Raw genomic sequence first — 20292 nt, forward strand, 5'->3', positions numbered from 1 at the left:
GTGTAAAGGTTGTAGCTAAACTAAGATAAAGCATACATTTAGGAGGAAATTTTATGAAGAAAAAAATACTGATTATTTTCGTTCTATATCTGATCATGTCTATCCTTCTTTATCCGCTTAGGGAGAGTATTTGGTATCATCTATTTTATACCATAGCCTATATGATTGCGGTTGTGATCTATTTTGCTTTAACTAAAAAGAAAGGAGCAAAGAAATGAAAACTTTTCTTGCTAAAAAACGGAACATCTTCCTTGCGAGATTGTTCCTAGGTCAGTTGCCCTTGCTTGTCTCTACTTATCTATTTCTATCACGTCAGTTTTTAAATTTTTCCTTGGTTTTCCAATTTCTTTTAGTGGTTATTAACTTGGCTTCCATTTTGGTCACTGTTTACCTCACTAGGGAAATGAGGATAAGAGAATTTGAAGATGATGATTTGGTTAGTCCTAGAACCAATCAACTTATGTTTATCGGTTTGACAGGCTTTATGTCTATTATTTGTTTGTATAGAGGGATCACAGCAGGAGAATTCTATCAACAATTAATCGCTTACATTGGTGCCATTCTCTGCTTGATCATCATGCTTCTGCTCATTTGGGGCTTGAAGTATTATAAAAAGTAGCTTGTTTTATATGGGACTAACCTATGGTCTGGCAAGGGGAGGTTATCATGTATAAACACTTATTTTTCCTAGATTCCAAAACCTTAGACTGGTTGACACCCTATATTCTAGTCTTGGCTTCTGACACCATTGCCTTTAACGTTTTTGTGCTAACCTTTGTGTCTGCGGTGGTCTTTAATTCCCTGAATCCCATGCTAGCTTTAATGGCTATCTTCTTAGGGGCTGGCTATGTGGTCGGATTTTGGTTGCTAAAATGGTTTGTTTTGGAAAGGCTAGAACTAAAGAATGACGTGTAGGAAGTCTGTTTGTTGAGGAGGATAGTTTTATGGCCATTTTCAATAAGTGTCATGCCTTATTTTTGGGATTTTTAGTATTTGCAATCCTTGGTGCAGCGGGATATTCCATCAATCAAGGAGATTATTTTCAACACCAGTACACATTCATTATTATAAAGAGTCTCTTGCTTTTCCTTAGTTTTGGCTATGCGAAATGGTTTGACATGATTTCTTTTGGGATGTTAAGCAGGAAACAACTCTTGCTGTTCATTGGAATTTTTCTTCTCACTGTGCTTGTAAGTATTAGCTATCATGCTTTTTTCTCAGTTGTTTCTGGTGCTTCGGATCAACACCTTGAGGAAGCTAGTAAAGGATTTTCGCTTTCTTTTATTGTTAGTGCTACAGTTTTGGCACCTATCCAGGAGGAACTCCTGTTTAGAGGACTTCTTCAGGGTGCGGTTTTTGACAATTCTTGGCTAGGACTTGTACTGACTTCCTCTCTCTTTTCTTTCATGCATGAACCTTATGATGTGCCTTCGTTTTTCTATTATCTACTTGGAGGCTTGTTGCTGGGCTTTGCTTATAAAAAGAGCCAAAACCTATGGGTTTCTACTCTAGTCCATATGTTTTACAACAGTTTGCCACTCCTATATTATTTATAAAAATTATGAAAAGGTAAGTAGGAGATTGTGCTTACCTTTTTCTTTCTATAATGATACCCAAGCCAATCTAGAGGCTTTTCTTTGAGAATCGGGTCTGGAGCGGTTGACGAATAGGCCAAAAACTAGTAGAATAGTAAGGAAACTTTATACGGAGGAAAGAAATGGATTTGGGTGATAATGAGCTAACACTGACTCCCATACCTGGGAAGAGTGGCAAGGCTTATATGGGTAGCTATCCTGATGGGAAGCGCATCTTTGTAAAAATGAACACCTCTCCAATCCTACCTGGTCTAGCTAGAGAACAAATTGCTCCACAATTATTATGGAGTCGCCGTTTGGCAGATGGGCGTGATATGTGTGCTCAAGAATGGTTGACAGGCAAGATATTGACCCCCTATGATATGAATCGTAAACAAATCGTCAATATTTTAACCCGTCTTCATCGCTCACGTCCTTTGATGACACAGTTGAGTCGTTTGGGCTATGCCATGGAAACACCTGTAGATTTACTGCAGTCTTGGCAGGAAACGGCTCCAGATGCTTTGCGTAAAAATCATTTTATCAGTGAAGTGATGGCTGATTTACGTCAGACTATTCCAGGATTTAGAGAGGACCATGCGACCATTGTCCATGGAGATGTACGACATAGTAATTGGATTGAGACAGACAGTGGCTTGATTTATTTAGTAGATTGGGATTCGGTTCGATTGACCGATCGCATGTTTGATGTGGCCCATATGCTCTGCCATTATATTCCAGAACATCAGTGGAAGGAATGGTTGACTTACTACGGTTACAAGTATAATCAAACGGTATTAAATAAATTGTATTGGTATGGTCAACTGTCTTATTTGAGCCAGATTTCCAAGTATTATATGAACCAAGATTTAGAAAATGTCAATCGGGAGATTCATGGCTTGCGTCACTTCCGAGACAAGTATGGAAAGAGAAGATGAGAGTTAGAAATCGTAAAGGGGCGACAGAATTACTAGAGGCAAATCCCCAGTATGTGGTCCTCAATCCCTTGGAAGCCAAGGGAAAATGGCGGGACTTGTTTGGCAATGATAATCCCATTCATGTGGAAGTTGGAAGTGGAAAGGGAGCCTTTGTTTCAGGTATGGCCAAGCAAAACTCTGACATCAACTATATCGGGATTGATATTCAAAAGTCTGTTTTGAGCTACGCTTTGGACAAGGTTCTTGAAGTTGGAGTGCCTAATATCAAGCTCTTGTGGGTAGATGGTTCTGACTTGACTGACTACTTTGAAGACGGTGAGATTGATCGTTTGTATCTGAACTTTTCAGATCCATGGCCGAAAAAACGCCATGAAAAGCGTCGTTTGACCTACAAGACCTTCTTGGATACCTTCAAACGTATCTTGCCTGAAAATGGAGAAATTCATTTCAAGACGGATAATCGTGGCTTGTTTGAGTACAGTTTAGTGAGCTTTTCTCAGTATGGCATGAAGCTCAATGGTGTCTGGCTTGATTTACATGCCAGTGATTTTGAAGGCAATGTCATGACAGAATATGAGCAAAAATTCTCCAACAAGGGTCAAGTTATCTACCGAGTTGAGGCAGAATTTTAAGAAATAGCCTGAAATCAGGCTGTATAAGTGCTTTTGCTTTACATAAGTAGTAAAAAGTGCTATACTAAGAGTAAGAATATGAAAAGTGAGGCGGGGAAATATCTTCGCCTCTTGCTTATGAGGAGGTGGACGCAATCGCAACAATCGTAGAATTAGTCAGAGAAGTTGTAGAACCTGTCATAGAAGCACCTTTCGAACTTGTGGATATCGAGTATGGAAAGATTGGCAGTGACATGATTCTCAGTATTTTTGTAGATAAACCTGAAGGAATTACCTTGAACGACACGGCAGACTTGACAGAAATTATCAGTCCTGTCCTAGACACCATCAAGCCAGATCCCTTCCCAGAACAATATTTCCTAGAAATCACCAGTCCAGGCTTGGAACGTCCTTTAAAAACCAAGGATGCCGTTGCTGGAGCGGTTGGGAAATACATCCATGTCGGGCTCTACCAAGCCATCGATAAGCAAAAGGTCTTTGAAGGAACCTTGTTGGCCTTCGAAGAGGACGAGTTGACCATGGAATATATGGACAAGACGCGTAAGAAAACTGTCCAAATTCCATACAGTTTAGTATCAAAAGCACGTTTAGCAGTTAAATTATAGAAAAAGAAAGGATAGCTTTTGAGGATTCAAAAGTGAAGAAAACATGAGTAAAGAAATGCTAGAGGCCTTCCGCATTTTGGAAGAAGACAAGGGAATCAAAAAAGAAGACATCATCGACGCAGTAGTAGAGTCGCTTCGTTCCGCTTATCGCAGACGCTATGGTCAATCAGACAGCGTAGCCATTGACTTCAACGAAAAAACAGGTGACTTTACAGTTTATACTGTCCGTGAAGTGGTTGATGAAGTATTTGATAGCCGTTTGGAAATCAGCTTGAAAGATGCTCTTGCCATTAATTCAGCCTATGAACTTGGTGACAAAATCAAGTTTGAAGAAGCACCTGCTGAGTTTGGTCGTGTAGCAGCTCAATCTGCCAAACAAACCATCATGGAAAAAATGCGCAAGCAAACACGTGCCATTACTTACAATACTTACAAAGAACATGAGCAAGAAATCATGTCTGGTACAGTAGAACGATTTGACAACCGCTTTATCTATGTCAACCTCGGCAGCATCGAAGCCCAATTGTCAAAACAAGACCAAATTCCTGGAGAAGTTTTTGCTTCTCATGATCGTATCGAAGTGTATGTCTACAAGGTTGAAGACAACCCTCGTGGTGTCAACGTCTTTGTTAGCCGTAGCCATCCAGAAATGATCAAACGCTTGATGGAGCAAGAAATTCCAGAAGTTTATGATGGAACTGTTGAAATCATGAGCGTGGCCCGTGAAGCTGGTGACCGTACTAAGGTTGCAGTTCGTAGTCATAATCAAAACGTAGACGCTATCGGTACAATCGTTGGACGTGGTGGAGCTAACATCAAGAAAATCACTAGCAAGTTCCACCCAGCTCGCTATGACGCTAAGAGTGACCGTATGGTGCCAATCGAAGAAAATATCGACGTTATCGAGTGGGTAGCAGATCCAGCTGAATTTATCTACAATGCCATCGCTCCTGCTGAAGTTGACCAAGTTATCTTTGATGAAAACGACAGCAAACGTGCCTTGGTGGTTGTTCCTGATAACAAGCTTTCTCTTGCTATCGGTCGTCGTGGACAAAACGTTCGCTTGGCAGCTCACTTGACTGGTTACCGTATCGATATCAAGTCTGCTAGCGAATTTGAAGCCATGGAAGAAGCTGGTTCGGTAGATTTGGAAGCAGAAAACGATACTGTAGAAGAATAAAAGTTGCTAGAGGAGGGAAAGATGAAAACGAGAAAAATCCCTTTGCGCAAGTCTGTTGTGTCCAATGAAGTGATTGATAAGCGTGATTTGCTCCGCATTGTCAAAAACAAGGAAGGACAAGTCTTTATCGATCCGACAGGCAAGGCCAATGGCCGCGGCGCTTATATCAAGCTAGACAATGCAGAAGCCCTAGAGGCGAAAAAGAAGAAGGTCTTTAACCGCAGCTTTAACATGGAAGTGGAAGAAAACTTTTATGACGAGTTGATCGCTTATGTGGATCACAAAGTGAAAAGAAGAGAGTTAGGACTTGAATAAGCAAAAGATAAGCAATCTCTTGGGACTTGCTCAGCGAGCAGGCCGGATCATATCGGGTGAAGAATTGGTGGTCAAGGCCATTCAAGACGGCAAGGCCAAGTTGGTCTTTCTAGCCCATGATGCTGGCCCCAATCTGACCAAGAAGATTCAAGATAAAAGTCAGTATTATCAAGTAGAAATTGTAACCGTGTTTTCAACACTGGAATTAAGCATAGCAGTCGGAAAATCGAGAAAGGTTTTGGCTGTAACAGATGCTGGATTTACAAAGAAAATGAGGTCTCTTATGGAATAGAAGAGGAGGACATGATTTGTCTAAGAAAAGATTGTACGAAATCGCAAAAGAACTTGGAAAAGAAAGTAAAGAAGTTGTAGCGCGTGCAAAAGAGTTGGGCTTGGATGTGAAAAGCCACTCATCAAGTGTGGAAGAAGCTGTCGCTGCAAAAATCGCTGCTAGCTTTAAGCCTGCTGCTCCGAAAACAGAAGCAAAACCTGTAGCACCAAAAGCAAGTGCAGAAAAGAAAACCGAAAAATCTGAGCCAGCTAAACCAGCTGTAGCCAAGGAAGAGGCAAAAGCGGCTGAGCCAGTTGCTCCTAAAACAGAAAAAGTAGCAGCTAAACCACAAAGCCGTAATTTCAAGGCTGAACGTGAAGCTCGTGCCAAAGAACAGGCAGAACGACGCAAGCAAAATAAGGGCAATAACCGTGACCAACAACAAAACGGCAACCGTCAGAAAAATGACGGCCGTAATGGCGGAAAACAAGGTCAAGGCAACCGCGACAATCGTCGCTTTAATGATCAAGCTAAAAAACAGCAAGGTCAGCAAAATCGTGGAAATGAGCGTCGTCAACAAGAGGACAAACGTCCACATCAAGCGGCTCCACGTGTTGACTTTAAAGCCCGTGCAGCAGCCCTAAAAGCAGAGCAAAATGCAGAGTACGCACGTTCAAGTGAGGAACGTTTCAAGCAGACTCAGGCTGCCAAAGAAGCCTTGGCCCAAGCTAACAAACGCAAGGAGCCAGAGGAAATCTTTGAAGAAGTGGCTAAGTTAGCTGAACAAGCGCAACAAGTTCAAGCAGTGGTTGAACCAGCTCCTGTAGCTAAAGAAGCGCCAGTGGATACACGTCGTAAAAAACAAGCTCGACCAGACAAAGAACGTGATGATTATGATCACGAAGAAGATGGTCCTAGAAAACAACAAAAGAATCGAAGTAGTCAAAATCAAGTGAGAAATCAAAGAAATAGTAACTGGAATAACAACAAAAAGAACAAAAAAGGCAATAACAAGAACAACCGTAATCAGACTCCAAAACCTGTTACAGAACGTAAATTCCATGAATTGCCAACAGAATTTGAGTATACAGATGGTATGACCGTTGCGGAAATCGCAAAACGTATCAAACGTGAACCAGCTGAAATCGTTAAGAAACTCTTTATGATGGGTGTCATGGCCACACAAAACCAATCCTTGGATGGGGAAACAATTGAACTCCTCATGGTGGATTATGGTATCGAAGCCAAACAAAAGGTTGAAGTGGATAATGCCGATATCGAACGTTTCTTTGTCGAAGATGGTTATCTTAATGAAGATGAGTTGGTTGAGCGTCCACCAGTTGTAACTATCATGGGACACGTTGACCACGGTAAAACAACTCTCCTAGATACCCTTCGTAACTCTCGTGTTGCGACAGGTGAAGCAGGTGGTATCACTCAGCATATTGGTGCCTACCAAATCGTGGAAAATGGCAAGAAGATTACCTTCCTTGATACACCAGGACACGCGGCCTTTACATCTATGCGTGCACGTGGTGCTTCTGTTACCGATATTACTATCTTGGTCGTAGCAGCAGATGACGGGGTTATGCCTCAGACTATCGAAGCCATTAACCACTCAAAAGCGGCCAACGTTCCAATCATCGTAGCCATTAACAAGATTGATAAACCAGGTGCCAACCCAGAACGCGTTATTGGTGAATTGGCAGAGCATGGAGTTATGTCAACTGCTTGGGGTGGAGATTCTGAATTTGTTGAAATTTCGGCTAAATTCAACCAAAACATCGAAGAATTGTTGGAAACAGTCCTTCTTGTGGCTGAAATCCAAGAACTTAAGGCAGACCCAACAGTTCGTGCGATTGGTACAGTTATCGAAGCTCGCTTGGATAAAGGAAAAGGTGCGGTAGCAACCCTTCTTGTTCAACAAGGTACCTTGAATGTTCAAGACCCAATCGTTGTCGGAAATACCTTCGGTCGTGTCCGTGCTATGACCAACGACCTTGGTCGTCGTGTTAAGGTAGCAGGTCCATCAACACCAGTTTCAATCACAGGTTTGAACGAAGCGCCAATGGCAGGTGACCACTTTGCTGTCTACGAAGATGAAAAATCTGCGCGTGCAGCTGGTGAAGAGCGTGCCAAACGTGCCCTCATGAAACAACGTCAAGCTACCCAACGTGTCAGCCTTGAAAACCTCTTTGATACCCTTAAAGCTGGTGAACTCAAGTCTGTTAACGTTATCATCAAGGCCGATGTACAAGGTTCTGTTGAAGCCCTTTCTGCCTCACTTCAAAAGATTGACGTGGAAGGTGTCAAAGTGACCATCGTCCACTCAGCGGTCGGTGCCATCAACGAATCAGACGTGACCCTTGCCGAAGCTTCAAATGCCTTTATCGTTGGTTTCAACGTACGTCCTACACCACAAGCTCGTCAACAAGCAGAAGCTGACGATGTGGAAATCCGTCTCCACAGCATTATCTACAAGGTTATCGAAGAGATGGAAGAAGCTATGAAAGGGATGCTTGATCCAGAATTCGAAGAAAAAGTTATCGGTGAAGCAGTTATTCGTGAAACCTTCAAGGTGTCTAAAGTGGGAACTATCGGTGGATTCATGGTTATCAACGGTAAGGTTACCCGTGACTCTAAAGTTCGTGTTATCCGTGACGGTGTCGTTATCTATGACGGCGAACTCGCAAGCTTGAAACACTACAAAGACGACGTCAAAGAAGTTACAAACGGCCGTGAAGGTGGATTGATGATTGATGGCTACAATGATATCAAGATGGATGATGTGATTGAGGCTTATGTCATGGAAGAAATCAAGAGATAAGATTTTTGCTCCTTTCTTAGGTGGGGAGGGACGCAAGCAAACCGATGGTTTCATTGCTTATTTTTGAGCCTAGGGTCTCAAAAATCCCCTGTGATGAGACTGATAAATCAGTTCCATCACTTTCACCACGGCGAAAGAAGCAGATGATTTCAAATTGAACTTCGTTTCAATTTGAAATGAAAATCAAGAAGTTTAAAAATAGCTAGGTCTGCTGGCCTAGCTTTTGGTTCAAAGTAGAGAAAGGAATATCATGGCAAATCATTTCCGTACGGACCGTGTGGGCATGGAAATCAAGCGTGAAGTCAATGAGATTTTGCAAAAGAAAGTCCGTGACCCGCGTGTCCAAGGCGTGACCATCACAGATGTTCAGATGCTGGGTGACTTGTCTGTTGCCAAGGTTTACTACACCATTTTGAGTAACCTTGCTTCAGATAACCAGAAAGCTCAAATCGGGCTTGAAAAAGCAACTGGCACCATCAAACGTGAACTTGGTCGCAATTTGAAATTGTACAAAATCCCAGATTTGACATTCGTCAAAGACGAATCCATCGAATATGGAAATAAGATTGACGAGATGCTACGCAATCTGGATAAGAACTAAGAAGAGGGGCAACCCTCTTTTTTGGTGGGGAAAAAGGCAATAAAGCATGCTGGCGGAATCTTTCTAGACTTAAACATTATTAAAAAGCTTTATTAAATTTAGCTTGTATGATAGTATAGGAATTAGAAAGAGTAAATTTCACAGAAATGGCCAGCAAGACTGGTATCGTCAATATTTTAAAGTGTAGTTAAAAGAGGGAAGAGAATATGGGACCTATCAAAGCTTTTGCTAAAATTTATGGGAATTACTTTTTGACCATGCAAGGTGTAAAAGTAATGAAAACGATAAAGAAAGATGATAATGTCGTTGTCGGTCTGGGGAAACTATTTATTGCAGACAAGTTAATGGATACGGCTCGGTGGCTCATCAAGCCAGAGGAGAGAGAATGAAATTTTTCTTGGGTCTTCTTGCCATTATTTTTATCAAACCGATTATTGGAATTGTGAAATTCCTATGGATGATCATCTCTTTTGCAGTCCAATTGCTGTTTTACAAGATATTATTTAAAATATTGGATTGGCTCTTTAAACTTATTTAGATGGTAATCAAAATCGCAGAGAACTAGCAGGAACTCTACTGCTAGTTTTTTAATCTCTTTCCTTGTGGTATAATAAAAGCAGTAAAATCATTTTAGAACATACAATGGAGGTCGTCATGGACAATATCATCGATGTGTCAATTCCTGTTGCAGAAGTGGTGGATAAGCATCCAGAAGTCTTGGAAATTCTAGTTGAGCTTGGTTTTAAACCTCTTGCCAATCCCTTGATGCGCAATACAGTTGGTCGTAAAGTTTCACTCAAACAGGGTTCTAAGCTTGAAGGAACTCCTATGGACAAGATTGTCCGCACGCTGGAAGCAAATGGCTACGAAGTGATTGGACTAGACTAATGGCAGATGAACGGATTCATGTCCTGCGGGATATTTTGTTAGAATTGCATAATGGTGCCTCTCCTGAGTCGGTCCAGGAGCGTTTTGATGCGACCTTTGCGGGTGTCTCAGCCATAGAGATTTCCCTCATGGAGCACGAGCTGATGAACTCAGACTCAGGTGTCACCTTTGAAGATGTCATGGAACTCTGTGATGTCCATGCTAATCTTTTTAAAAATGCTATTAAAGGTGTCGAAGTAGAGGATACCGAGCACCCAGGCCACCCAGTTCGCGTCTTCAAGGATGAAAATCTGGCTCTCCGCGCTGCCTTGATTCGCATTCGTAGATTGTTAGATACTTATGAGTCTATGGAAGACGAGGAAATGCTTGCGGAGATGCGCAAGGGCTTGGTCCGTCAAATGGGCCTTGTTGGTCAATTTGACATCCATTATCAGCGCAAGGAAGAACTCTTCTTTCCTATCATGGAGCGCTATGGTCACGATTCACCTCCTAAGGTCATGTGGGGAGTGGATGATCAGATCAGAGAACTCTTTCAGACAGCTCTAGCGACGGCTAAGGCACTACCAGAAATGCCGATTAGTAGTGTAAAGGAAGTTTTTGAAGCTTTTGCGACAGAGTTTGAAAGTATGATTTTCAAGGAAGAGTCCATCCTTCTTATGATTCTCCTTGAATCCTTTACTCAGGATGACTGGCTTCAGATTGCGGAGGAGAGCGATGCCTATGGTTATGCCATCATCCGTCCGTCTGAGAAATGGGTGCCAGAACGTCAGAGTTTTGTTGAGGAAAAGAGTGCAGAGGAGCCCGTACAACTAGATACGGCAGAAGGTCAAGTTCAGCAAGTTATCGATACGCCAGAAGGACAGTTTACTATTACCTTTACCCCTAAGGAAAAGGAAACAGTGCTGGACCGTCATAGTCAGCAGGCTTTTGGCAATGGCTATCTTTCAGTCGAGCAGGCCAATCTCATTCTCAATCACCTCCCTATGGAGATTACTTTTGTCAATAAAGACGATATTTTCCAGTATTATAATGACAATACGCCGACTGACGAGATGATTTTCAAACGGACGCCGTCACAAGTTGGGCGCAATGTTGAACTCTGTCATCCACCTAAGTATTTGGACAAGGTTAAGACCATTATGAAGGGGCTTCGTGAGGGTACTAAGGACAAGTATGAAATGTGGTTCAAGTCTGAGTCGCGAGGTAAGTTTGTCCACATCACCTACGCAGCAGTGCACGATGAAGAGGGAGAATTTCAAGGGGTGCTGGAGTATGTTCAGGATATTCAGCCCTACCGTGAGATTGATACGGACTATTTCCGTGGATTAGAATAAGGAGAAAAAATGAGTTACGAACAAGAGTTTATGAAGGAATTTGAGGCTTGGGTCAATACCCAGATTATGATTAACGACATGGCGCACAAGGAAAGCCAAAAAGTCTATGAAGAAGACCAAGATGAGCGTGCCAAAGATGCCATGATTCGATACGAAAGTCGCTTGGATGCTTATCAGTTTTTGCTTGGTAAGTTTGAAAACTTCAAAGCAGGCAAGGGATTCCATGATTTGCCAGAAGGCTTGTTTGGTGAGAGAAATTATTAAACGAGATAGATTCTTGATTTTTTACTAAAATCTTGATAGAATATTTATATTAAATCCTTGTCAGAGCAGGGGTTTTTTATTGAAAGGATTTTATCATGTCAAAGAAACTCAATCGTAAAAAACAATTACGAAATAGCCTCCGTCGTGCAGGTGCTTTCTCAAGTACTGTGACGAAGGTTGTAGAAGAGACAAAAAAAGTCGTAAAACGTGCAGAACAGTCAGCAAGCCAAGCTGGTAAGGCTGTTTCTAAAAAAGTTGAACAAGCAGTAGAAGCTACCAAAGAGCAAGCTCAAAAAGTAGCCAATTCTGTAGAAGATTTTGCAGCAAACTTGGGTGGACTTCCACTTGACCGTGCCAAAACTTTCTATGATGAAGGAATCAAGTCTGCGTCAGATTTCAAAAACTGGACTGAAAAAGAACTCCTTGCCTTGAAAGGAATCGGCCCAGCTACTATTAAGAAATTGAAGGAAAATGGCATCAAGTTCAAGTAATTTTTCTTGATCCTTGCATTTCCGTCAAAATCTTGTTACAATAAAGCCATTAGAGGTGTTTTGAATCCCACATTTTACAGAAAGTGGCGGTGCTGAGAAGTCCACAAATGTGTCAAAACTGGTTGCTAATGGATGAAAAATGAAATAAAATTGTCTTTTTATTTTAAAGACGAGAGTTGCGGGCCTTGCCCGAATTTGGGTGGTACCGCGGATAAACACATTCGTCCCTGTCATGTAGATGGCAGGGTTTTTCTTTTGTATCTTGGTCAAAGGAGGTTGTCATGAAGCAATCTTTTAAAACAAGTAAACTCTATTATGGTTTTCCTATCTTCATTTTGGGGTATCAGGACCAGAATTTTGGACACAATATAACGACCTGCAGCTCCTCTTATAGTCTGGGAGATTGGCTAGTCATCGGTGTTGGTTCTGAGGAACATGCAGCTGAGCAAATCAAGTATTACCAGAAGTTTACTGTGAATATCCCTGATGAAAATCTCATGCTCGAGATGGAGCAGGCTGGTTTTATCAATCATCGAGAGAAATTGAAACACCTGGGGCTAGACTACGAGATTTCTGAACAGACTCAGTCTCCGATTTTAGAGGCCTGTCCAGTCGTATTGGACTGTCAGGTAGATCGGATTATCGAGGAGGATGGAATCTGTCATATCTTTGCCAAGATTATCGAGCGACTTGTTGACCCAGAACTTTTGGATGAAAAGGGGCATTTTAGAAATGACCATTTTTCGCCGACTTACTTTATGGGGGACGGTCACCAGCGCGTTTATCGCTATTTAGATAACCGTGTTGACCCTATGGGGAGCTTCATAAAGAAAGCGAGGAAGAAGGATGGCAAGAACTGAGTTGCCAGAGCGATTAGAAACTGAGCGGCTCGTACTGCGAGTCCGCACAGTGGCGGATGCTGAGGATATCAATGTCTACGCTAGTTTGCCGGAGGTTGCTTACCCAGCAGGCTTTCCGCCCGTCAAGACCTTGGAAGATGAAATCTATTATCTGGAGCATATCCTTCCAGAACGCAATCAAAAGGAAAATCTCCCAGCTGGCTATGGAATTGTCGTCAAAGGAACCGATAAAGTCATTGGTTCTGTTGACTTCAACCATCGCCATGCGGATGATGTGCTAGAGCTTGGCTATACCTTGCATCCAGACTATTGGGGTCGAGGCTATGTACCAGAAGCAGCGCGTACCTTAATTGACTCAGGATTTAAAGAACTGGGGCTTCATAAGATTGAGCTGACTTGCTTTGGTTACAATCTCCAAAGTCAACGAGTCGCAGAAAAACTTGGATTTACCCTCGAAGCTCGTATCCGAGACCGTAAAGATGTTCAAGGAAACCGCTGTGACAGTCTGATATATGGCTTGCTGAGGAGTGAGTGGGAGGTAATTTGATGCATCTTTTCATCATTGGTGCTCCAGCCTCGGGAAAAATGACGATTGGTCAAGAACTGTCTCGACTGACGGATTCTACCCTATTTTATAATCATCAAGCTATCGATTTTGCACTAGAAATCTATCAGGGCTATACAGAGGAGATGTGGGAATTTGTTCGTGGAATTACTTTTTCTTTCCTTGGAGCAAGTGCAAGAAATCAGCGATCAGTAATTTTAACAGACGTAATTGATTTTTCAAATCAGTACCAACTGATGTATTTGAAGCAAATTCAGGATTTGTTGGGTGACTATCATCAAGAGATTCTTTTTGTTGAATTGGAAACAAGTCTTGAGGAGCGCTTACGTCGAAATCAAACGGAGAATCGATTAAAGCACAAGCCCTTGAAACGGCATATTGAGATATCTGAAAGAGAAATTTTAGAGACTGCTGAAACACTTCAATTAAATTCCCAACATCAACCGAATGAGTTGCACCACTACCTTAAAATAAATAATACGAATCTGTCTGCAGAAGAGGTTGCTAAGCAGATTCAAGATAAAATGAATACAATAGAGAAAGGACAAACACATGTCTAAAGAACTTTCACCTAAATACAATCCAGCCGAGGTTGAGGCTGGTCGTTACCAAAAATGGCTTGATGCCGATGTTTTCAAGCCTTCAGGAGACCAAAAGGCTAAGCCTTATTCAATCGTCATTCCGCCACCAAACGTAACTGGGAAACTTCACCTTGGTCACGCTTGGGATACGACTTTGCAGGATATCATCATCCGTCAAAAACGCATGCAAGGTTTTGACACGCTTTGGCTTCCAGGGATGGACCACGCTGGGATTGCGACTCAGGCTAAGGTTGAAGAGCGCTTGCGTGGAGAAGGCATTTCCCGCTATGATCTTGGTCGTGAAAAATTCCTCGAGAAGGTCTGGGAATGGAAAGACGAATATGCCACTACTATCAAGGAACAATGGGGCAAGATGGGGCTCTCTGTAGACTACTCTCGTGAGCGTTTCACTCTTGACGAAGGTTTGTCAAAAGCTGTTCGTAAGGTCTTTGTGGACCTTTACAAGAAAGGTTGGATCTACCGTGGTGAATTTATCATCAACTGGGACCCAGCGGCTCGCACTGCCCTTTCTGATATCGAGGTGATTCACAAGGATGTCGAAGGTGCCTTCTACCACATGAACTATATGCTGGAAGACGGTTCACGCGCCCTTGAAGTAGCGACAACTCGTCCTGAGACCATGTTTGGGGATGTTGCCGTTGCGGTCAATCCAGAAGACCCACGCTACAAGGACTTGATTGGTAAAAATGTCATCCTTCCAATCGCTAATAAATTGATTCCAATCGTTGGGGACGAGCACGCAGATCCTGAGTTTGGTACAGGTGTCGTGAAAATCACACCTGCCCACGATCCAAACGACTTCTTGGTTGGTCAACGCCACAACTTGCCGCAAGTCAACGTCATGAACGACGACGGTACTATGAATGACTTAGCCTTCGAATTTGCAGGCATGGACCGTTTTGAAGCTCGTAAGGCAGTCGTTGCTAAGTTGGAAGAAATCGGTGCCCTCGTCAAAATCGAAAAACGTGTCCACAGTGTTGGTCACTCAGAACGTACAGGTGTCGTGGTTGAACCACGCTTGTCTACTCAATGGTTCGTTAAGATGGACCAATTGGCGAAAAATGCTATTGCCAACCAAGATACAGAAGACAAGGTAGAGTTCTACCCTCCACGTTTCAACGATACCTTCCTCCAATGGATGGAAAATGTCCACGACTGGGTAATCTCTCGTCAGCTCTGGTGGGGTCACCAAATCCCTGCTTGGTACAATGCTGAGGGTGAAATATACGTCAGTGAAGAAGCTCCAGAAGGCGACGGATGGACTCAGGACGAAGACGTCTTGGATACTTGGTTCAGTTCTGCTCTTTGGCCATTCTCAACTATGGGCTGGCCTGATGTCGATTCAGAAGACTTCAAACGTTACTTCCCAACATCAACTTTGGTGACTGGTTATGATATTATTCCGTTCTGGGTGTCTCGAATGATTTTCCAAGGTTTGGAATTTACTGGCAAATCGCCATTCAAAAATGCATTGATTCATGGTCTTATTCGTGACGAGCAAGGACGCAAGATGTCTAAATCTCTCGGTAACGGGATTGATCCAATGGATGTTATTGATAAGTACGGAACAGATAGCCTTCGTTGGTTCCTTTCAAACGGTTCTGCACCAGGACAAGACGTGCGCTTCTCTTATGAGAAAATGGATGCTTCATGGAACTTCATTAACAAGATCTGGAACATCTCTCGCTACATCCTCATGAACAATGAAGGTTTGACCCTTGAGCAAGCAACTGCCAATGTGGAAAAAGTTGTTAACAAGGAAGCTGGGAATGTCACAGACCGCTGGATTCTCCACAACCTCAATGAAACTATCGGAAAAGCGACGGCTAACTTTGATAAGTTTGAATTTGGTGTGGCTGGGCACATCCTCTACAACTTCATCTGGGATGAGTTTGCGGACTGGTACGTTGAGTTGACCAAGGAGGTCCTTTATAGCGAAAATGAAGAAGAGAAAGTCATCACACGCTCTGTTCTCCTTTACACTCTGGACAAGATCCTTCGTCTCCTTCACCCAATTATGCCATTCGTGACAGAGGAAATCTTTGGACAAATCTCAGAAGGCTCTATCGTGACAGCAGAATACCCAACTGTCAATCCAGCCTTTGAAGACCTTGCTGCTCACACAGGTGTAGAAAGCCTCAAAGACTTGATCCGTGCCGTTCGTAATGCGCGTGCTGAAGTAAACGTGGCGCCAAGCAAACCTATCACCATCCTTGTTAAGACAAGCGATAGCGACTTGGAAGCCTTCTTTAACAGCAATGTCAACTACATCAAACGCTTCACAAATCCAGAATACTTGGAAATCGCCTCAACCATCCCTGCACCTGAACTCGCTATGTCAAGCGTCATCACAGGAGCAGAAATCTACCTGCCACTGGCAGACCTCCTCAATGTCGAAGAAGAACTGGCTCGTCTCGATAAGGAACTGGCTAAATGGCAAAAAGAACTGGATATGGTCGGCAAGAAGCTCTCGAACAAACGCTTCGTAGCCAACGCCAAACCAGAAGTCGTCCAAAAAGAACGCGACAAACAAGCCGACTATCAAGCTAAGTACGACGCGACTGTAGCACGTATTGATGAGATGAAGAAGTTGGTGAAATAAACACAGAAACACGGTGATGAACCGTGTTTTTTTGGTATAATGAAATCAATATTTATTGGGTCGGGAGTGGGATATTGAGAGATAATCTTAGAAAATTAATAAATAGTGCAATAGTAAAATATACTTTTCCTATTATACTTACTGACGAACAAGAACAAGTAACTTCAATTAATAAGAGTAATTTAACAACTGCTGGAAAGGATGAATATTGTTTTAAAGGCAATGATAATGACATTTCAAAGATAATTTATAATGGAATTGTTGAATTCGCTGAGAATGAATTTAAGATTGATTATGATAATTTGGATAGAGAACAAACAAAGGTGATCAAAACTAAATTAAAATATAATGAAAACGATTTCTCTCAAGCAAAACTTCAATACGGATTTTATGGGGAAGTACTTTTAGATTTATTTTTAAGAAATTATTTTCATACGGATGTTCTAATTGCTAGAGGTTATTTTTATTCACCTCTTGAAAAGTCTGAACCAAAAGGGTTTGATGCTTTTCATATTATTGATAATAAAGGAAATTTAGAACTCTGGTTTGGAGAAGCAAAATTTCATCAAAGTTTTACATCTGGAATCAACTCTGTACTTTTCAAGATAAATTATTCTATTTCAGATGACTATTTGAATAATCATATGTTTGCAATTATTAATGAGAAAGATAATATCTCTCATTTGCATCCAATTTTAGAAGGAATAATTAAAAAATGGGAAGATAATCCTGATATTATTCTTACCGATGAATTACAAAATAATAATATTGAATTAGTGTATCCTGTTTTTATTGCATATCAAAAACAGCAAACCTACGATTACGAAAAATCAATTGCATCCAGTGTAGATAAAATCAATAGGGAGTTAGGAAAATATTCGTTAAATTTAGCTATTAAAATAAAGGTTAGTATATTTGTAATGCTCTTACCTGTTGATGATTCTAATAAATTAAAGGAAGAAGTGATTGAATGGATAGAAACGAAAGAACCGCTCATCTAATTAAGGAATTGAATTTATACAAACGATACCCTGAAAGAAGAGGTATCTTTGTCAAGGCAACTTGTGACTATTACGACGCTGTTAAAATAGACGAACTTACAAGTAGTGATTTAAATTTTTTGCGTTATATAGCAAATGAAGCTGGAGTACCACAATACTTTGAGCTACTTGAAAGAAAATATCAAGAAGGTAATGAAATAAATCAAGAGGATATGAATTTATTATCCATAAGCTCGTTTTTAAATGAAGCACATTTAACTTTGAATAATTATATGTTACATAAATATCAAAAAGAAGTTCTAGAATTATTTGAATTCCATTTTGATAATAGGTATATCCTTTCTGCCCCAACTTCATTTGGTAAAACTTTTATTGTTTATGCAATTATAAAAAAGATGTGATATTCTAATATATTGTTAATTTTTCCCACTATTAGCTTGTTATCAGAAAATTATTTAAAGTTGCAAAATGATGAATTTTTCTCTACATATAAAATACATACACTAAGCGAAATATCCGAGGAAGAACTTGGCGAAAAAAATATTTTTATTTACACTCCTGAACGATATCTGTCATTTTTAGATAATAATACTAGATATTTTAATTTTTCTTTCGTAGATGAAATATATAAAATAGATAATGATTTCATTATAGATAATGATACTCCAGAAGAAAATGAAAGGGATACTGCCTATAGACTTGCTTTAGAATATGTATGTCGCAATAGTAAAGATATTTTGCTTGCTGGGCCTTATATTCAATTTCAAAAACTTGAAACAGAAATAAATTCATTTAATAATTTTACTCTATTTAACAAATTTAAAATACTTGAATATAATGATGTTGAGATTGTATCTAAGAATATTACACATATTGATAGAAATAAGTTTGAACTTGGAAATATAAAATATAGATTAGATCATGGTGCTTCATCATTACAAGATAAAGTAATACAAACAATTGTAAAAATAGATGATAATACTTTGATTTATTGTGGAAGAAAGTCAGAGGTAGAAAGACTAGCAAATCATTTGTTGGAAAATGATGAATATCTTTCTCTTATCTCAGAAAAACATTATAGCGAAGATGAGGAACTATATTCTATTTTTTTGAATCATGTGGAAAACACCTTTGGGTATGATTGGATTCTATATAGAGCACTTGAAAAGAGAATCGGAATTCATCATGCAGGGATACCAAAATATATTCAGAATGAATTAATTAATTTGTTCAATAAAGGTGATTTACAATGTCTTTTTTCTACAACAACAATTACTGAAGGTGTGAATACGACTGCCAAAAATTTGATTGTTACTGCTATCAAAAAGGGGAAAAAGAGACTAAAACAGTTTGATGCTAAAAATATTGCTGGGAGAGCAGGTCGTTTTAATGTCTATTATAGTGGTAATGTTATTGATTTAACAAAACAATTTGAAACTCTAATTAATTCGCAACAGGCAGAAATTGAACATAAAAATTATGATAATCGTCACAATAAAACTGACATTGATTTAGAAGTAACTTTAGATGAATTTTTGACAGATGATGATAGAAAGTTTAAAGATGAAATCAATGAGGCAAAACAAGAATCGGGATTACCAAATTTTATTTTTCATTCATATAAAGCGATAGGCCCTTTGGATAAAATCTCTATTTATAATCGAATTAAAAAAATGTCCCCAGCAGAGTTTCAAAAAATCGAACAATTAAAGCGAGTCTTAAATACATCTAAAGGTAAAGAAATTCATTGGGAAGGATTTCAAACGGTTATTAATATTTGTTCTGAATTTGTTTCTAATTCTGATTTAAAACAATTAATGGAAAAGAAAGTTGGGAAAAAACAGTTCTCTTTAATTGTTATACAGTTAGCAAGTTATTTACAGAATGGATTTTTAGGAACAGTGGATTACTATGTAGAGGAACAGAAACTGAGTAAAGATAAAGCAATTAGTAGAACCTCTAAATTAATTTATACTACATTTAAATATCATCTTGTAAAGTATTTAGGAGTATTTGATTTATTATATAGATTCCATTATTCACAAGTTTATAGAAAAGATTTTGACAATGTTGCTGGAATTCAAATTCTTCTACAAAGGCTAGAGTATAATGCTCTTACTAATACTGCTCGAAAATTAAGTGATTTTGGAGTACCTTTTGAATTAGTAAGATATTATGATAGAGTAGTAGAGAATAAAAACTTTGATTTGTATGAGAGTTATGTCGATGAAAAGATTCAAAATCTACTTAAGTGAGAGAATAAAAATAAGAACCTCATTATTATCATGAGGTTCTTATTTGTGTAATTACATTTAGAGAATCGTCAATATAATATCGTCGGGACTAGTCCACTCTACTTTGATTCTTGTCCCAACGGTTACATTCATTTGATTGAACCAGTTGTTAAAGGCTTTCAAGTTACCTTTACCAGAAAGATTTTTAGCATAGGGATCTCCTGCTTGAGAATTCCCTGATACTTTTACTACTCCATCGAAGTAGCCATCTGTCGACTTAGCATTAAATATATTCTGCCCTAAAATATCTATTCCTTGAGTGTGATTGGAATTATAAATTCTAAATTGATGAGCTACTGAACTTGGAATTGGGATATAACATTCTCCTGTTATCTGAGGACGAGAATTTGTATTCCTGTATGTGCCCCAGTCAATATTAGTTTTTTTAAGTTCTACTATGAATTGATCTCCTTGTTTTGGCATTATGCACCTCCTTAAGTTTATATGT

At 40.1% G+C, this 20292-nt stretch carries 25 protein-coding genes; 24 read left to right on the forward strand and 1 reads right to left on the reverse strand.

The annotated features are described in order from the left end of the window. The first annotated feature begins 214 nt into the window (after positions 1 to 214). The 24 genes from ACLNCP_RS08270 to ACLNCP_RS08385 all read left to right on the forward strand — a co-directional run bounded on the left by ACLNCP_RS08270 (position 215) and on the right by ACLNCP_RS08385 (position 19805). Complete coding sequence (locus tag ACLNCP_RS08270; RefSeq protein WP_084861863.1) at positions 215 to 619, forward strand: immunity protein; 405 nt, start codon at positions 215 to 217, stop codon at positions 617 to 619. Positions 620 to 666: 47 nt separating this feature from the next. Then, positions 667 to 915: an immunity protein BlpZ gene (gene blpZ / locus ACLNCP_RS08275; RefSeq protein ID WP_247953513.1), complete on the forward strand. Its 249-nt coding sequence runs from the start codon at positions 667 to 669 to the stop codon at positions 913 to 915. A gap of 29 nt (positions 916 to 944) precedes the next feature. Further along, positions 945 to 1556 (forward strand): CPBP family intramembrane glutamic endopeptidase, encoded by a 612-nt coding sequence (locus ACLNCP_RS08280; protein WP_247953514.1) that lies wholly within the window; start codon positions 945 to 947, stop codon positions 1554 to 1556. Between the two features lie 161 nt (positions 1557 to 1717). Next, the gene (ccrZ, locus tag ACLNCP_RS08285) at positions 1718 to 2512 is read left to right on the forward strand and encodes a cell cycle regulator CcrZ (protein ID WP_000362999.1); all 795 of its coding nucleotides are present in this window, start codon (positions 1718 to 1720) and stop codon (positions 2510 to 2512) included. Then, positions 2509 to 3144 (forward strand): tRNA (guanosine(46)-N7)-methyltransferase TrmB, encoded by a 636-nt coding sequence (gene trmB / locus ACLNCP_RS08290; protein WP_084930052.1) that lies wholly within the window; start codon positions 2509 to 2511, stop codon positions 3142 to 3144. The genes ccrZ and trmB overlap by 4 nt, the downstream gene beginning before the upstream one ends. Before the next feature lie 125 nt (positions 3145 to 3269). Then, positions 3270 to 3749: a ribosome maturation factor RimP gene (gene rimP, locus ACLNCP_RS08295; RefSeq protein WP_001808691.1), complete on the forward strand. Its 480-nt coding sequence runs from the start codon at positions 3270 to 3272 to the stop codon at positions 3747 to 3749. Positions 3750 to 3792: 43 nt separating this feature from the next. Beyond that, entirely contained in the window at positions 3793 to 4929 is a 1137-nt protein-coding gene (nusA, locus tag ACLNCP_RS08300) for a transcription termination factor NusA (RefSeq protein WP_084923448.1), read from the forward strand. A gap of 21 nt (positions 4930 to 4950) precedes the next feature. Then, a complete protein-coding gene (gene rnpM, locus ACLNCP_RS08305; RefSeq protein WP_000857559.1) occupies positions 4951 to 5244 on the forward strand; it encodes an RNase P modulator RnpM in 294 nt (97 codons plus the stop codon). Continuing rightward, positions 5237 to 5536 (forward strand): YlxQ-related RNA-binding protein, encoded by a 300-nt coding sequence (locus tag ACLNCP_RS08310; protein ID WP_033684789.1) that lies wholly within the window; start codon positions 5237 to 5239, stop codon positions 5534 to 5536. The genes rnpM and ACLNCP_RS08310 overlap by 8 nt, the downstream gene beginning before the upstream one ends. A gap of 16 nt (positions 5537 to 5552) precedes the next feature. Further along, positions 5553 to 8342 (forward strand): translation initiation factor IF-2, encoded by a 2790-nt coding sequence (gene infB, locus ACLNCP_RS08315; protein WP_424844301.1) that lies wholly within the window; start codon positions 5553 to 5555, stop codon positions 8340 to 8342. A 250-nt stretch (positions 8343 to 8592) separates the two neighbouring features. Beyond that, positions 8593 to 8943 carry a 30S ribosome-binding factor RbfA gene (rbfA, locus tag ACLNCP_RS08320; protein WP_001273601.1) on the forward strand — a complete coding sequence of 117 codons (351 nt, stop codon included), beginning with the start codon at positions 8593 to 8595 and terminating at the stop codon, positions 8941 to 8943. 206 nt (positions 8944 to 9149) lie between these two features. Continuing rightward, positions 9150 to 9332 carry a hypothetical protein gene (locus ACLNCP_RS08325; protein ID WP_061864554.1) on the forward strand — a complete coding sequence of 61 codons (183 nt, stop codon included), beginning with the start codon at positions 9150 to 9152 and terminating at the stop codon, positions 9330 to 9332. Then, complete coding sequence (locus ACLNCP_RS08330; protein ID WP_229294547.1) at positions 9329 to 9481, forward strand: hypothetical protein; 153 nt, start codon at positions 9329 to 9331, stop codon at positions 9479 to 9481. Before ACLNCP_RS08325 ends, ACLNCP_RS08330 begins: the two co-directional genes overlap by 4 nt. 116 nt (positions 9482 to 9597) lie before the next feature. Further along, the gene (locus ACLNCP_RS08335) at positions 9598 to 9831 is read left to right on the forward strand and encodes a DUF1858 domain-containing protein (protein WP_000368739.1); all 234 of its coding nucleotides are present in this window, start codon (positions 9598 to 9600) and stop codon (positions 9829 to 9831) included. Next, a complete protein-coding gene (locus ACLNCP_RS08340) occupies positions 9831 to 11165 on the forward strand; it encodes a DUF438 domain-containing protein (RefSeq protein ID WP_424844302.1) in 1335 nt (444 codons plus the stop codon). Before ACLNCP_RS08335 ends, ACLNCP_RS08340 begins: the two co-directional genes overlap by 1 nt. Before the next feature lie 9 nt (positions 11166 to 11174). Next, a complete protein-coding gene (locus ACLNCP_RS08345) occupies positions 11175 to 11429 on the forward strand; it encodes a DUF1912 family protein (RefSeq protein ID WP_000119707.1) in 255 nt (84 codons plus the stop codon). A 95-nt stretch (positions 11430 to 11524) separates the two neighbouring features. After that, a complete protein-coding gene (locus ACLNCP_RS08350) occupies positions 11525 to 11920 on the forward strand; it encodes a helix-hairpin-helix domain-containing protein (RefSeq protein ID WP_000038635.1) in 396 nt (131 codons plus the stop codon). 281 nt (positions 11921 to 12201) lie between these two features. Further along, positions 12202 to 12780 (forward strand): flavin reductase family protein, encoded by a 579-nt coding sequence (locus tag ACLNCP_RS08355; protein ID WP_424844303.1) that lies wholly within the window; start codon positions 12202 to 12204, stop codon positions 12778 to 12780. After that, the gene (locus tag ACLNCP_RS08360) at positions 12767 to 13327 is read left to right on the forward strand and encodes a GNAT family N-acetyltransferase (RefSeq protein WP_424844304.1); all 561 of its coding nucleotides are present in this window, start codon (positions 12767 to 12769) and stop codon (positions 13325 to 13327) included. Before ACLNCP_RS08355 ends, ACLNCP_RS08360 begins: the two co-directional genes overlap by 14 nt. Continuing rightward, positions 13327 to 13905 (forward strand): AAA family ATPase, encoded by a 579-nt coding sequence (locus tag ACLNCP_RS08365; RefSeq protein WP_414304573.1) that lies wholly within the window; start codon positions 13327 to 13329, stop codon positions 13903 to 13905. The genes ACLNCP_RS08360 and ACLNCP_RS08365 overlap by 1 nt, the downstream gene beginning before the upstream one ends. Then, the gene (locus ACLNCP_RS08370; RefSeq protein WP_424844305.1) at positions 13898 to 16549 is read left to right on the forward strand and encodes a valine--tRNA ligase; all 2652 of its coding nucleotides are present in this window, start codon (positions 13898 to 13900) and stop codon (positions 16547 to 16549) included. Before ACLNCP_RS08365 ends, ACLNCP_RS08370 begins: the two co-directional genes overlap by 8 nt. A gap of 74 nt (positions 16550 to 16623) precedes the next feature. Continuing rightward, entirely contained in the window at positions 16624 to 17550 is a 927-nt protein-coding gene (locus ACLNCP_RS08375; protein WP_424844306.1) for a HamA C-terminal domain-containing protein, read from the forward strand. Then, positions 17520 to 17951 carry a hypothetical protein gene (locus tag ACLNCP_RS08380; RefSeq protein ID WP_424844307.1) on the forward strand — a complete coding sequence of 144 codons (432 nt, stop codon included), beginning with the start codon at positions 17520 to 17522 and terminating at the stop codon, positions 17949 to 17951. Before ACLNCP_RS08375 ends, ACLNCP_RS08380 begins: the two co-directional genes overlap by 31 nt. A 60-nt stretch (positions 17952 to 18011) precedes the next feature. After that, the gene (locus tag ACLNCP_RS08385; RefSeq protein WP_424844308.1) at positions 18012 to 19805 is read left to right on the forward strand and encodes a helicase-related protein; all 1794 of its coding nucleotides are present in this window, start codon (positions 18012 to 18014) and stop codon (positions 19803 to 19805) included. 57 nt (positions 19806 to 19862) lie between these two features. Here the strand turns inward: ACLNCP_RS08385 and ACLNCP_RS08390 are convergent, their stop codons facing one another. Then, a complete protein-coding gene (locus ACLNCP_RS08390) occupies positions 19863 to 20267 on the reverse strand; it encodes a hypothetical protein (RefSeq protein WP_424844309.1) in 405 nt (134 codons plus the stop codon). Positions 20268 to 20292: the final 25 nt, after the last annotated feature.

The sequence above is a fragment of the Streptococcus sp. CL6.35 genome, from assembly GCF_049737915.1.
In the GTDB taxonomy this organism is placed as follows: domain Bacteria; phylum Bacillota; class Bacilli; order Lactobacillales; family Streptococcaceae; genus Streptococcus.

Coding starts and splice junctions, on each gene's coding strand:
- ACLNCP_RS08340 (WP_424844302.1), top strand. CDS start 9,831: ATGGCAGATGAACGGATTCATGTCCTGCGGGATATTTTGTTAGAATTG.
- ACLNCP_RS08370 (WP_424844305.1), top strand. CDS start 13,898: ATGTCTAAAGAACTTTCACCTAAATACAATCCAGCCGAGGTTGAGGCT.
- ccrZ (WP_000362999.1), top strand. CDS start 1,718: ATGGATTTGGGTGATAATGAGCTAACACTGACTCCCATACCTGGGAAG.
- ACLNCP_RS08380 (WP_424844307.1), top strand. CDS start 17,520: ATGGATAGAAACGAAAGAACCGCTCATCTAATTAAGGAATTGAATTTA.
- ACLNCP_RS08355 (WP_424844303.1), top strand. CDS start 12,202: ATGAAGCAATCTTTTAAAACAAGTAAACTCTATTATGGTTTTCCTATC.
- ACLNCP_RS08365 (WP_414304573.1), top strand. CDS start 13,327: ATGCATCTTTTCATCATTGGTGCTCCAGCCTCGGGAAAAATGACGATT.
- ACLNCP_RS08335 (WP_000368739.1), top strand. CDS start 9,598: ATGGACAATATCATCGATGTGTCAATTCCTGTTGCAGAAGTGGTGGAT.
- ACLNCP_RS08325 (WP_061864554.1), top strand. CDS start 9,150: ATGGGACCTATCAAAGCTTTTGCTAAAATTTATGGGAATTACTTTTTG.
- nusA (WP_084923448.1), top strand. CDS start 3,793: ATGAGTAAAGAAATGCTAGAGGCCTTCCGCATTTTGGAAGAAGACAAG.
- trmB (WP_084930052.1), top strand. CDS start 2,509: ATGAGAGTTAGAAATCGTAAAGGGGCGACAGAATTACTAGAGGCAAAT.
- ACLNCP_RS08345 (WP_000119707.1), top strand. CDS start 11,175: ATGAGTTACGAACAAGAGTTTATGAAGGAATTTGAGGCTTGGGTCAAT.
- ACLNCP_RS08330 (WP_229294547.1), top strand. CDS start 9,329: ATGAAATTTTTCTTGGGTCTTCTTGCCATTATTTTTATCAAACCGATT.
- ACLNCP_RS08360 (WP_424844304.1), top strand. CDS start 12,767: ATGGCAAGAACTGAGTTGCCAGAGCGATTAGAAACTGAGCGGCTCGTA.
- ACLNCP_RS08350 (WP_000038635.1), top strand. CDS start 11,525: ATGTCAAAGAAACTCAATCGTAAAAAACAATTACGAAATAGCCTCCGT.
- ACLNCP_RS08280 (WP_247953514.1), top strand. CDS start 945: ATGGCCATTTTCAATAAGTGTCATGCCTTATTTTTGGGATTTTTAGTA.
- rbfA (WP_001273601.1), top strand. CDS start 8,593: ATGGCAAATCATTTCCGTACGGACCGTGTGGGCATGGAAATCAAGCGT.
- ACLNCP_RS08390 (WP_424844309.1), bottom strand. CDS start 20,267: ATGCCAAAACAAGGAGATCAATTCATAGTAGAACTTAAAAAAACTAAT.
- blpZ (WP_247953513.1), top strand. CDS start 667: ATGTATAAACACTTATTTTTCCTAGATTCCAAAACCTTAGACTGGTTG.
- rnpM (WP_000857559.1), top strand. CDS start 4,951: ATGAAAACGAGAAAAATCCCTTTGCGCAAGTCTGTTGTGTCCAATGAA.
- ACLNCP_RS08270 (WP_084861863.1), top strand. CDS start 215: ATGAAAACTTTTCTTGCTAAAAAACGGAACATCTTCCTTGCGAGATTG.